The following is a 12,664-nucleotide window of genomic DNA, read 5'->3' as shown; positions in this document are numbered from 1 at the left end:
CGATGTCGATCACCTGCGTCCAGAAGTCACGCGGCATGTTGATCTGGCAGGGTGCCGACAGGCGCTTGGCGTTCATGATCACGCGGTTGAGCACTTCCGCCACGCGCGCTGCATCACGGACTTCCTCTTGATAACCGACCATGTCCTTGAACAGCGCCATCTGCTCGACTTCCTGGAAACCGCCCTGGCCGATGGTGCGGTTCGCGGCCTGCGGCGTCACCAGCAGCAGTGGCGTATGGTTCCAATAGGCAGTCTTCACTGCCGTGACGAAATTGGTGATGCCAGGGCCATTCTGGGCGATCATCATGCACATCTTGCCCGAAGCACGGGTGAAGCCATCCGCCATCATGCCGCCGGAGCCTTCATGCGCACAGTCCCAGAAGGTTATGCCTGCCTTGGGAAACAGGTCCGAGATCGGCATGAAGGCCGATCCGATGATGCCAAAGGCATGTTCGATGCCGTGCATCTGGAGAACCTTTACAAACGCCTCTTCGGTGGTCATGCGCATGGGTGCATCATCCTCGTGATCACGGTTTCATTCCGGTGGTTCAGACTAGTTCTAGCCTCGCGAGGGTTCAGACGCCTAGAACCAGAGGCGCAGGACACCGGGGGCCAAACGCCGGGCGCAATCATAGGGCTTTGCAAGCCAAGGTTCAAAGGGTGGCTATTGCTCTCGCCTTCCCCCTGCCCTAGACGTAAACGGACATTGAGGAGGATCCCGTAGATGACGCCTGGCCTTCGTACCGGCATGTTGGCCCTGGGGTTCCTCGGACTGCTTCAAACGGCGGCATTTGCCGACGCTTATCAGGACGGCATGACCGCCTTCAGGGGCGAAAACTACGACCAGGCCCTCAGCCTGCTGCTGCCATACGCGAAGGATGGAAACCCCGAGGCAGCCTACATCATCGGTGAACTCTATGGACCGCGCAGCTGGGGCCTCAAGGGAGAAAACCGCAACGGCGTCGAGCAGAACAACGCACAGGCAATCTTCTGGTGGGGAGAGGCTGCCAAGCAAGGCCATTCAGAGGCTCAACTCAGGCTCGGCTGGTGGCTGATGAAGGGTGGCGATGTGGTCAAGCAGGACCAGGCTGCAGGCATGAACTGGCTGCTCATGGCTGCAAATCAGGGAGAACCACAGGCCCAGTACGAGGTTGGCCTTGCCTACTGGAAAGGACGCGGCGTCAAACCCGATCCGATTGCCGCCTATATGTGGCTCGATCTCTGCGCCGATCAACCGGGTTTTGACAATGCATCGACCTACCGCGATGAACTGGCACGGGGCATGACGGCCGCGCAGATCACACAGGCGAAGCTGATGGTACAGGCCTTCACGCCGAAGCGCGGCAATTGACAGCTGGAGTTACAAATGACTATGCACGACTTTACTGCCAAGCACTATATCGTAGCGTCGATTATCATTTTGGTGGCTGTCGGCGCCTTCGCTCTGAGCTGGTCGTGAGCGTTGGACTCAGGCCAGTTTCTCCGTCCGATAGATCCGTATCTTGAGGCCACCATGCAAGACGCTCGGCCCGGGCGGCAGGAATGGGAGCCCGGTTGCACGCGCGAGCACGGCTTCGGTGGTGATGATACCAACGCGCCAACCTGAAAAACGCGTGCGCAGCACCTCGCCCAGTGCGCCATAGAGAGCAAACAGCGGCCTCTTGTCGCCGATGCGCGTGCCGTAGGGCGGGTTGACGATCACGAGACCCGCCGGACCTTCAGGCGGGCTGAGCACGCTGATAGGCTGGCAGGAAAACCGTGTGAATGCCGAAACGCCCCCACGATTGGCGTTCTCCTCAGCCATGCGAATGGCACCCGCGTCCCGGTCGCTGCCCCAGAATGTGAGGGCCGGTCTGGTAGGTGATGTCTTCTGCCGCAGGGCCTGCCACTGAGCCGCATCAAAGCTCACCAGATCCTCAAAGGCAAAACGGCGGTCACGGCCAGGGTCAAGGCCTGCGGTGATTTCCGCGGCCTCGATGACGAAGGTTCCAGAACCGCACATTGGATCCAGCACCGGCTCCGCGCCGTTGAATCCACAGGCCCGCAGAAAGAGGGCGGCCATCGTCTCGCGCATTGGCGCCTTGCCGATGCCCTGCTTGTAGCCACGCTTGTGCAGCGCCTCACCCGATGTATCGATGCTGAGGGTGCAGAGGTCATCCTCGATTCTCGCCTTGATGATGAGCCCTGCCTCAGCTGATACCGGAGCTCCGAGTTCCTCTGAAATGGCTCTGCCGATGCGCTGGGCTGCTGCTTCGGAATGGTAGATGCGCGAACGCGCGCAACTCGCCTCGACATGCACCGGAACAGTCTTGCGGAGATACTCGCCCCACGGGAACTTGCGCGCCCGCCTGTCCAGCTGCGCCAGATGAAGAGCACGGAAGGATCCGATGCGGGCGAGCACGCGGCCACAGCCACGCAGTTCCAGATTGGCGCGCCACACATCCCTCCAGCTGCCCGTGATGATGACACCACCCACCATCTGTTTCGGCGCCCGGAAGCCGCGTGCGGCCACTTCGGCGCAAAGTTCAGGCTCGAGCCCAGGCGTTGCCATGAGAAATATTTCGAACGCGGCATCGCCTGGCATTCTGTCAGGCCAATCCAAGAACCTTGCGCATGTGCGCAAGGATCAAGTCCCGTCCGCGAATACCTGTTTCTGCAGTGGCCCTCGCAGCAGTTTCCGCATACCAGCGCTCAGCCGAGAAGCTCTGCATATCAACTGCATCGGGACACATGGCCATCATCAGCGAGGTCTCGCCCTCTCCCGCATGATCGAATGGATATTCGGCAATGGTCTCCGCCGTCATCAGCGGATGGACCCTGATCCAGTTGAAGGGATCATCGCCACCTGACTGCCTGGCATAGTAATCCGCCATCTTCCGGTCGCCCCACCAACCCTCGCCACGGGTCTTCTCAAGAAAAGCGAAGATCGCCTGCCGGGCGCCGAACTTGAAGGCGAGATCGGTAGGCATGCCTACGGTGAAATTTTCCGACTGGTGATGGATGAAGGCATGGATGTTGCGGAAACCGATTCGCAACAGTCCCGTGAACAGCTCCCGCGCAAAGGGATTGAGCGCCGCGGACTCCACCTGCACCGAACCCGTTCCCTCCGGCGGCTCCACCGCATAGCTCGCCGCGCCGTAATAGAAGGGTGGCAGAATGACGATCTCGGCCTCCTTCTCCAGAATATCCAGTGCACAGGTGACAGCGAGGGTATCCATGCCCACGGCCATATGCTCGCCATGATACTCTAGCACGCCCAGCGGCAGCACCACGGGTGTGTTGGCCGCGATGGCGGCGCGTATCTGACGGGGAAGCATCATTTCATAGCGCATGATCAAAGGCTCTCGACGTGTGGCCAAACCTGCCCTAGTCTCCGCCGCCTTGAAGCGGGGCGCAAGACCCAGGGCTTGTGAAGGGGGATGAAGTGGCTTCAGTCGACATCATTGATGCACGCAAGAGCTATGGTGACCAGGAGGTGATCCACGGAGTGTCCATCCCCATCGCGAACGGCGAGTTTGTCGCGCTTGTTGGCCCATCAGGCTGCGGAAAGTCGACGCTGCTGCGCATGATCGCGGGGCTTGAGGACATCAGCGCGGGCAGCATCAAGATTGGCGACAAGGTGGTCAACGCCCTGCCGCCGAAGGACCGGGACATTGCCATGGTGTTCCAGAACTATGCGCTCTACCCACACAAAACCGTGGCCGACAACATGGGGTTTGCGCTCAAGCTGCGCAAGACGCCAAAGGCCGAAATTGACGCCCGCGTCAAAAAGGCGGCCGAAATTCTCGATCTCGTCCCCTACCTCAATCGCTACCCTCGCCAGTTGTCAGGCGGACAGCGCCAGCGCGTCGCGATGGGACGCGCGATCGTGCGTGCGCCTCAAGTGTTCCTGTTCGACGAGCCGCTATCCAACCTCGATGCCAAGCTTCGCGTGCAGATGCGTGCCGAGATCAAGGAGCTTCACCAACGCCTCAAGACCACGACCGTCTATGTTACCCATGATCAGGTCGAAGCCATGACCATGGCCGACCGAATCGTGGTGTTGCACGACGGCATCGTAGAGCAGATGGGATCGCCGCTTGAGCTTTATGACCGGCCCGCCAACCTCTTTGTTGCAGGCTTCATCGGGTCGCCCGCCATGAACATGTTCAGGGGCACGATCCGCTCTGCCGGCTCGCCACATTTCGAAGCTGCGGATGGCACCCGGCTACCACTGGGCAGCCTGCCGCCCGGGCTGGACGGCCGAGCGGCAGTCTACGGCATCCGGCCGGAGCATCTCACGCTCGGCGGCGATCTCGCGGCCAAGGTAACTGTGATTGAGCCAACGGGAGCTGAAACACAGGTTATCGCACGGCTGGCGGGCGAGAAGATCATTGGCGTATTCCGCGAGCGTGTCTCCGTTAAGCCCGGCGAGATGATCAGCATGTCGCCAGACCTGTCGCTCGTTCATCTGTTCGATGCCAAGACCGGCCTCAGGCTCGGCTGACCAACATTGCTGCACTGCACATATTGCGACGCACTATCATTTTGATGACAAACGCTTAATCCGCATCCCGCTTCGTTGACTTTGCGAGGCTATCTTGCATAGTCGCACCAGCGTTCGGCTTGGTGGAGCAAATGCCATGGCCCGGCCCCACTCGGGCCAGGCCGGGATCTCTTCCGGATCGGGCACACATTTCTACAGAGAGGACCAAACAGTATGAAAATCGATCTCTACAATCTGATGATGAGCCGCCGCAGCATGCTCAAGGGTGCTGCTGGCGCAGCCGCCATGGCGGCGGTTGGCGCCCCGGCGCTCAACGTGCGCACGGCCTTCGCGCAGGATGACCTGCGCGCTGCCATTTTGAAAATCCCTGGCGTAGGCAAGGGCCAGCCGACGGATGCCGACTGGCAGAAAGTAGGCGAGATGTGCCTCGAGCCCACCAAGCAGAACGTCCAGGAAGGTGAATTCAAGGGCGTTGAACTTTCCTTCATGGGCCTCAACAACCAGAACGTCCACAACGTTCTGTTCCGTGGCCTGTCGAAGGCCTGGGCCGATTATACCGGCGCCACCATCAACTGGATCGACCTTGCGCAGGCTGATTACAATGCCCGTCTGCAGCAGTCGATCGCAACTGGCACCGTGGACTTCGACGTGATTGAAATGGGTGCGCCTTTCGAAGGCGATGTCTGCGGCAAGGGCCTGGCTTCGGAAATGCCGGACTGGGTCAAGAAGCAGATCGACATGGATGACTACGTGGGCTACCTGAAGGCCCCCGTTGGCACCTGGGATGGCAAGACCTATCGCGTTTCCTGCGACGGCGACTGCCACAACTTCAACTACCGCACCGACGTGTTCTCGGACGCCGCTCTTGCCGAAGAGTGGAAGAAGTCCGGCGGTCAGGGTGACTGGAGCGTGCCGAAGACCTGGCAGCAGGTCAATGCCGCCACCAAGTTCCTGAAGGGCAAGCAGATCAACGGCCAGGATGCCTATGGCTATCTCGATCCTTGCAAGGGCTGGGGTGGCTTCGCCTTCTACTTCCTGGGCAGCCGTGCAACGGCTTATGCCAAGCACCCGGATGACCGCGCCTTCCTGTTCGACGCTGACACCATGAAGCCGCGGGTCAACAACCCAGCCTGGGTTCGCGCCATTCAGGACGTGCTGGACTGCCTGCCCTTCGAGCCGGCCGACCAGCTCAACGCTGATCCTGGCACCACGGGCTTCCAGCAGTTCCTCGCCGGCACAGGGTCGATGCTCTCCTGGTGGGGCGATATCGGCTCGAACGTCAAGACCAACGACTCCTCTGTGGTTGGCGATGTGACGGCCTTCGACATCCTGCCGGGTTCGGACGATGTCTACAACTCCAAGACCGGCCAGTGGGACAAGCTGCCCTCCGGCCCGAACTATGCTCCCAACATGGCCTACATCGGCTGGGGCATCTATGTGATGGCTCGCGTCGATGCCGATGCGAAGAAGCAGAAGGCAGCGTGGTCTTTGGCGGCTCATCTCGGCGGCAAGGACATCTCGCTGTGGATGGCAGCCTATCCGTCGGGCTTCCAGCCCTATCGCCAGAGCCACTTCAACATTCCGGAGTGGGTTGGCGCCGGCTACGACGAAGCGTTCATCAAGAGCTTCCTCGATTCTCAGGCCAATTCCTACAACCATCCGAATGCTGCCATTGAGCCGCGCATCCCCGGCATCTTCCAGTACTACTCGGTTGCCGAGGATGAATTGGCCAAGATCTATGCCGGCCAGATGACGGCCCAGCAGGGCGCAGATGCAATCGCTGCTGCATGGGAAAAGATCACCGACCAGCTTGGTCGTGACAACCAGATCAAGCTCTACAAGGCTTCTCTGGGCGCCTAACGGAAACGGGAGGCCGGCAGCGCAGGCTGCCGGCCTTATTTCATTGAAATTCTTGCCGGGTCCTCATGAACTCGCAGTCGACAATGCTATCAGGCCAGGATGCCGTGGCCGCCACCGTGTCTCCCGAGAGACAGCGGCTAGGGCGTCTCATCATCAGCGTCTCGACTTTCATGCTCGGCCTCATGATCCTAGCCGAGATCCTCTATACCGCTGGCGTCATCTCTTTTGGTTTTCCCAACTGGCAACCGATCCTGATCGCCTTCACGCTGTGGAGTGCAGCGCTGTGCTGGGGGCTCATCCTGCGCGATGGCGAAGCTGGCTGGCGCGCGCTGTTTGTGCTGCCGGCCGTATTGTTCACGCTGGCGCTGGTGATCTTCCCGACCGTCTTTGGCTTCTTCATCGCCTTCAGCGACTGGAACCTGCAATCGGCAACCGGCCGCCAATTCAACGGCCTGGACAATCTCCGCCAGCTGTGGGCCGACCCTTATTTCTGGAATGCGCTTGGCAACATGGTGTTCTATGTGCTCACCGTGCTGGTTCAATACGCCATCGCATTTGGTCTTGCGCTGCTGCTGAACGCCGACATCAAAGCACAAAAGTTCTTCCGCGTGTCCTTCCTTCTGCCCTTCATGCTCTCGCCAGTGGCGGTGAGCTGGATGATCGGCAAATCGATGCTCGAGTATCGATTTGGCCCGGTGACCAACCTCCTGCGCGCCCTCGGCTGGGACAACCCGTCGCTTCTCACGACACCGTGGCTGGCCAAGACTACGATTGCCATCATGGATGCATGGGTCTGGATCCCCTTCATGATGATCATGATCCTGGCGGGGCTGCAGGCCCTCTCCAAGGAAGTGCAAGAGGCCGCGCGAGTTGACGGTGCAACCGGCTGGCAGGGCTTCTGGCAAATCACCTTTCCGCTCATGCTTCCGGTGTCGCTCACCACAATCGTCCTGCGCGTGATCTTCCAGCTCAAGCTCGCGGATATCGTCATCAATACCACATCCGGCGGTCCTGGCGGGGCAACCGACACGATCTCAAGCTTCATCTTCCGGGAATACAAGGACCGCTCGAACGTGGGGTACGGCACGATGATTGCGGAAGTCTACCTGATCATCATCATCATCTTCGTGGCGCTACTGCTCTGGGCAACCAGCCGCTTCATGCAGAGGCACAGCTGATGCCATATGCACTGAAACGCAGCCTGATCTACGCCGCATTGATCATCTGGACGATTATTGCGCTGTTCCCGATCTACTGGACCTTCACGACCACCTTCAAGGTCGCAAAGGATGTGCAGCTGGGTCACATCATACCGTGGGTGGACTTCACGCCTTCCTGGCTTGGACTGCGCGCGATCGGTCTTTCGCCAGACACGATCTTCACCGAGTCGACGCCACGTGCAGAATTCGTGAAGCGCTTCTGGAACTCGATCCAGGCTTCAATCGGCGCATCGATCCTTGCACTGGTCCTTGGCTCGACAGCCGCTTACGGTCTGAGCCGGTTCCAATACAGATGGAAGATCTGGAAGAACCGGGACATCTCTTTCTTCTTCCTGTCGCAGCTGATCCTGCCGCCCGTGGTTCTGGCAATGCCATTTCTCGTACTCTACAAGGAACTGGCTCTGCTCGACTCCATGATCGGCCTTATCCTCATCTATACGCTGTCTGTGCTGCCCATCGTCATCTGGATCATGAAGGACCAATTCGACACGATCCCGCAGGAACTGGAACAGGCTGCGCTTGTCGATGGATGCTCGATCTGGGGCGCCTTTTTTCGCATCATCCTGCCAATCGCCCTTCCCGGCATGGTGGCAGCCTTTATCCTGTCCGTGATCTTGTGCTGGAACGAGTATTTCTTCGCTGCCCTGCTCACCAGCAGCCACGCCAAGACTTTGCCGGTGATGGTAGCTAGCCAGACAGGCTCTCAGGGCATCAGCTGGTGGTCGATGGCGGCCTTGTCGTCTGCCGCCATCCTGCCCTTGATCATCATCGGCATCTTCCTCGAGCGCTACATCGTGAAGGGGCTGACGACAGGATCGGTAAAATAAGCGGGATCAGAGGAAGCGTTTCGTCGCCGGATAAAGCCCCCGGAAGATCGCATGCTGTCGGTCATACATCGGCTTCAGATCTGCCCGTGGCGTTATGGTCGTCGCTGGGGCATTCCAGCGATTGATATCATCTGGGCGAACATCACCCACAGCCAGCGCTGCAAGAAAAGCGTCACCATATGAGGCGCCCATCGTCTTTTCACGAACGGATTGTGTAATGGCGCAGATATCCGAGGTTGCCTGCGACCATATCATGTTGCGCGTACCACCGCCGACCGACTCAACCACTACCGGATTCTGACCGGTATCTGCAAACGTCTCGAAGACATGCCGTGTGCCGTGCGCAATCCCCTCGAGCACGGCCCGGAACATGTCACCACGGCCATGGGTCAGATCAAGGCCGAACAGCACACCCCTCGCGTGCGGATCATGAATGGGGGATCGCTCGCCCGAAAAATATGGCAGCACGACGAGCCCCTTGGCGCCAGGAGGAGAAGCCTCCGCCTCGGCGACCAAGGTGGCAAGAGCGGTCTCTGGCGGAAGTTCCTTGGCAACGGTGTTGCGGAACCAGTGGGTGAGGGTTCCGCTGGTGGCGAGCCCGGCCATGGAGCTGTGCTGGCCCGGGAACAGCCATGGCGCATACCAAAGGCGGGCATCGCGAATCCGCGTATCGGTGACGATGATAATGAAAATGGTGGAGCCATACATCAGCATGACTTCACCGGGCTTTAGCACGCCAACGCTTACTGCTTCTGCAGCCGCATCGATCGTGCCAGCGATGACTGGCGTTCCAACAGCAAGGCCCGTCTCTGCGGCCGCACCTGCAGTGACGTGGCCTGCAACATCGGTGGTCCAGAGAAGATCTGCCATTGCATCCATGGAAATGATTTCTGGCGCAAGCTCATCGCTCCAGCTCTGGACGTCAGCCATGTAGAAGGGGCTGAAGTTACCGGCAGAATAGTGGTCGATCGCATAGGCACCGGTCAGACGGTGCACCAGAAAGGACGTCGAATTGAGGATCTTATAAGTTTTTTGAAAAATTTCCGGTCGGTTGCGCTTCAGCCACAGGATCTTCGGTCCTACCGCCTGCGACGTGAGCGCGTTGCCACAGCGATCAAGGATCCTGTCCGCTCCAATCTGCGCGGTAAGCTCCTCAATTTCCGATGCCGCGCGCGTATCAACGCCATAGAGCACGGCGTTCATCAGCGGATCGCCGTTTCGATCAACCGGAAGCATGCAGGGGCCAATCCCGCTTGTGCCGATGGCTGCGATCGAAGAGGCGGCAACGCCGCTCTCGGTCAGCATCTTACGAGTGACGTAGACAAAATCCCCCCACCAATCCTCCGCAGCATCATGCTCTGCCCATCCGGGTTCAGGAACCTGCATCTGGTGAGGACGGGATGCACGCGCGACAATATCACCATCAGCAGTGACGATCACGCCCTTGGTCTCAAACGTACCGATGTCAATGCCGAGGTAATGCTTCATTCGATGTAATCATCCCTGTCCAGTGAAAGACCATCACCTATACGGCGCAGAGCCGCAAGGAGGAGCCGCGTCAGCGCCTCAAGATCGGCCAGATCGCACACCTCAAGCGCAGAATGCGTGTAACGCGCCGGAAAGCCCATGTCGATGCACGCAACACCCTTGCCAACCAATTGAACATACGAGGTTTCCGTCAGCGCCCCGATATGGGCACTGCGCTGAAGCAGAATGTTCTCGGCATCGGCCGTGGTTTGAAACAGGTGGACGAGAGCCGGATGCGGGATGCAGCCGTTGAGGGTTCCACGCCCATGAAAACTGAACATGCTCATGACGGGGCCACCGCCGAGCTCCACATCGCCACGATGGCCCATGTCCGGCGTATCGGTGGCGAGCGCCAGATCGAGCTGAATGCAGATATCTGGCAGGAGACTCTGGGCAGCCGGAAGGGCGCCCCGGAGGTTGAACTCCTCCAGGACCGAAAACACAAGGTGGACAGTTGGCAGATTGCGCAGGTCCTGAAGTGCACGCGCCAGCTCGAGCATGACGGCACACGCGGCGCGATCATCAACCGAGGTACCGGCCAGTCGCGAGCCTGCAAGCTCAACGATATTTGGTGCATAGACGATCGGCGTGCCGACATTCACCCCAGCCTGAACGGCCTCATCGGCACTCTGGAAGCCACAGTCGATGTAGAGCTCCTGATAGGGAACGACGCGGTATTTCTCTTCCGGGCCAGTGGCATGGTGGCTCTTGTTGGCGATGACTCCTGCACAGGTCTTGCCGCCAGGAAGACAGAGCACGACCTCCTGCGCGGCGAGCGCGCGCTCCGGCACGCCACCCACGCGTTCGGCCCGGATCAGGCCGGAGGATTCGATCTTGCGTACGATAAGTCCCAGCTGATCCATATGCGCGATCAGCATCACGGATGGAAGGCTCGTATTGCCCTCGATGGTGGCAATCAGATTGCCGAGCATATCGGTTTTTGCTTTTATTCCTAAGGCTTTGAGCTCGGCACGGATGTAGCGGCGGACATTGCCCTCAAAGCCCGAGAGCCCTGGTATCATCATCAAGGATTTCGTCCAGTGCTTGATGCGGTCTTGCATGGGTCAGCCTCCCCGGGCCTTGCGGGCCTTGTCCATGAAGTCCTTCGCACGTTCCGGGTCAACGGCATTCCAGGTGTTGCCATCAACCTTCAGCGAGGAACCGACGACGCAACCATCTGATATGCTGAGAACATCCGCAACGGTTGCGTGCTTGACCCCGGTGTTGGCAAGCACTGGCACATCAGGCACCACGCGCTTGACCGCCTCAAGATCGGAGAGTGCGGCAGCCTCGCCGGTGATGACGCCCGACACCAGAATGGCATCCGGAATCGACGAGAACACCGCGCTGCGAGCCCGGTCCGGCAGACTGCGCTGGTCGAGCGAATGGGCAAATTCTGCTGAAATATTATACATTAAGGCCAAATCCTTGCGGCCCAGTCGGTCGCGGTAGCGCATCGCGGCGCCGGCATCCGGCAGCCACAGACCCATGTCGGAGGCATGCGCGCCGGTGAAAATCTCCCGCGCGAAAGACGCCCCGGTTGCAGCAGCCAGCGCCACGGTTGCCATCGGATCCCACAACACATTGACGCCAAACGGAATTCTGATCTCGTTGCGAACCTGGCCGATGATGAATGCCATGGTGGCGGTGGAGGCGGCATCGACCTTGAACTCGTAGGGCCGATCATTCTCATTGCCGAACATCACCGCGTCCACGCCGGCGTCCTGCAATGATTTCAAATCTTTACGTACGCCCTGGAGGAGGCCTTCGAGGCCCGCCTCGGCGTCATAGAGGGGAGCTCCGGGAAGTGCGCCGAAATGCACCATCGCGATTACCGGCTTCGGAGTCTTGAAAATCTTTGCAAATTTGCCGAGCATGACGCTCCCTCATTGATTTCTCAGGTGGATTTTTTCTCTCAACTTGGTAACGGAACGTCAGACCCCGCGCAAGCCAAGAGGCAAACTTGACCCCGCTCAAGACAAATTATGCTTATGCAACAAGGCTTAACGCCTTCAAGGCGGATGCCGCCACCGCCTTTCCCGGAAAGAACCGGATCACCGCGATCGACATGATGGCGCGGGCCGCAACGGTGCCAGGCCTGTCGGCCGTCGACTTCAATTACCCTGATCATCTGGAGGGCACGAGTCCGGCAGAAATCCGCAATTCTCTCAATGACTTAGGCATCGGCCTTAACGGCTTCGCGATGCGCTATTATTCCGACCCGGGGTTCAAGAAAGGCGCGCTCACCCACCCCGACACCGCCATCCGGCAAAAGGCGATTGACTTGACATTACAAGGGCTTGACGCGCTGGCCGCGGCGGGTGGCAACCTCATGACCCTGTGGCTGGGCCAGGACGGTTTCGACTATTCCTTCCAGGCGGATTACCTGCGCCTGTGGGATGACACGGCCGCCGCGCTGGAAAAAATCGCCAGTCATAACAAGGAGATCGACATCTCCATCGAATACAAGCCGAATGAGCCCCGGGCCTTCAGCCTGCTCCCTGACGTGGCCACCACCTTGCTCATGGTGGCAGACGTGGGCGCCGCCAACATGGGCGTGACGCTCGACTTCGCGCATGTGCTCTATGCCGATGAAATGCCTGCATTTTCCGCCTCACTGATCAGCCGCCGCAGCAGGCTTCTGGGGGTTCATCTCAACGACGGCTACGGCAAGCGCGATGACGGGCTGGTGGCCGGCAGCGTGCATGTCATCCAGACCATCGAACTGCTCTATGTGCTTGAAA

The 12,664-nt window shown here is 59.5% G+C and carries 12 protein-coding genes; 6 read left to right on the top strand and 6 right to left on the bottom strand.

Annotated features, from left to right (window positions below; translation table 11 throughout):
* On the bottom strand, nt 1-508 hold a 508-nt coding region (locus ACILRN_RS11645; RefSeq protein ID WP_395688480.1), incomplete at its 3' end, for a thiamine pyrophosphate-binding protein.
* 216 nt (nt 509-724) lie between these two features.
* On the opposite strand from ACILRN_RS11645, the gene ACILRN_RS11640 reads away from it, so the two are divergent.
* Nucleotides 725-1,351 carry a tetratricopeptide repeat protein gene (locus tag ACILRN_RS11640; RefSeq protein ID WP_395688478.1) on the top strand — a complete coding sequence of 209 codons (627 nt, stop codon included), beginning with the start codon at nt 725-727 and terminating at the stop codon, nt 1,349-1,351.
* A gap of 117 nt (nt 1,352-1,468) precedes the next feature.
* Here the strand turns inward: ACILRN_RS11640 and ACILRN_RS11635 are convergent, their stop codons facing one another.
* Complete coding sequence (locus ACILRN_RS11635; RefSeq protein ID WP_395688476.1) at nt 1,469-2,584, bottom strand: class I SAM-dependent RNA methyltransferase; 1,116 nt, start codon at nt 2,582-2,584, stop codon at nt 1,469-1,471.
* Between the two features lie 4 nt (nt 2,585-2,588).
* On the bottom strand, nt 2,589-3,332 hold the full coding sequence (locus ACILRN_RS11630) for a creatininase family protein (RefSeq protein ID WP_395688475.1): 744 nt from the start codon (nt 3,330-3,332) through the stop codon (nt 2,589-2,591).
* Nucleotides 3,333-3,424: 92 nt separating this feature from the next.
* On the opposite strand from ACILRN_RS11630, the gene ACILRN_RS11625 reads away from it, so the two are divergent.
* From ACILRN_RS11625 to ACILRN_RS11610, 4 genes are all read left to right on the top strand, one after another.
* Nucleotides 3,425-4,486 carry an ABC transporter ATP-binding protein gene (locus ACILRN_RS11625; RefSeq protein ID WP_395688474.1) on the top strand — a complete coding sequence of 354 codons (1,062 nt, stop codon included), beginning with the start codon at nt 3,425-3,427 and terminating at the stop codon, nt 4,484-4,486.
* 213 nt (nt 4,487-4,699) lie between these two features.
* Nucleotides 4,700-6,346: an extracellular solute-binding protein gene (locus ACILRN_RS11620; protein WP_395688472.1), complete on the top strand. Its 1,647-nt coding sequence runs from the start codon at nt 4,700-4,702 to the stop codon at nt 6,344-6,346.
* Between the two features lie 83 nt (nt 6,347-6,429).
* The gene (locus ACILRN_RS11615; RefSeq protein ID WP_395688470.1) at nt 6,430-7,524 is read left to right on the top strand and encodes a carbohydrate ABC transporter permease; all 1,095 of its coding nucleotides are present in this window, start codon (nt 6,430-6,432) and stop codon (nt 7,522-7,524) included.
* The gene (locus ACILRN_RS11610; protein ID WP_395688468.1) at nt 7,524-8,393 is read left to right on the top strand and encodes a carbohydrate ABC transporter permease; all 870 of its coding nucleotides are present in this window, start codon (nt 7,524-7,526) and stop codon (nt 8,391-8,393) included. The genes ACILRN_RS11615 and ACILRN_RS11610 overlap by 1 nt, the downstream gene beginning before the upstream one ends.
* A 6-nt stretch (nt 8,394-8,399) precedes the next feature.
* Here ACILRN_RS11610 and ACILRN_RS11605 read toward each other — a convergent pair whose 3' ends face one another.
* The 3 genes from ACILRN_RS11605 to ACILRN_RS11595 are packed head-to-tail and all read right to left on the bottom strand — an operon-like array spanning nt 8,400 to nt 11,797.
* Complete coding sequence (locus tag ACILRN_RS11605; RefSeq protein WP_395688466.1) at nt 8,400-9,881, bottom strand: FGGY-family carbohydrate kinase; 1,482 nt, start codon at nt 9,879-9,881, stop codon at nt 8,400-8,402.
* Complete coding sequence (locus tag ACILRN_RS11600) at nt 9,878-10,981, bottom strand: M20/M25/M40 family metallo-hydrolase (protein ID WP_395688464.1); 1,104 nt, start codon at nt 10,979-10,981, stop codon at nt 9,878-9,880. Before ACILRN_RS11600 ends, ACILRN_RS11605 begins: the two co-directional genes overlap by 4 nt.
* A gap of 3 nt (nt 10,982-10,984) precedes the next feature.
* On the bottom strand, nt 10,985-11,797 hold the full coding sequence (locus ACILRN_RS11595) for a BtpA/SgcQ family protein (protein WP_395688463.1): 813 nt from the start codon (nt 11,795-11,797) through the stop codon (nt 10,985-10,987).
* 86 nt (nt 11,798-11,883) lie between these two features.
* On the opposite strand from ACILRN_RS11595, the gene ACILRN_RS11590 reads away from it, so the two are divergent.
* On the top strand, nt 11,884-12,664 hold a 781-nt coding region (locus ACILRN_RS11590; protein WP_395688461.1), incomplete at its 3' end, for a sugar phosphate isomerase/epimerase family protein.

Source organism: Aestuariivirga sp. (assembly GCF_044238155.1).
Classification (GTDB): domain Bacteria; phylum Pseudomonadota; class Alphaproteobacteria; order Rhizobiales; family Aestuariivirgaceae; genus Aestuariivirga.
This window is presented reverse-complemented; position numbering and strand designations above follow the sequence as displayed.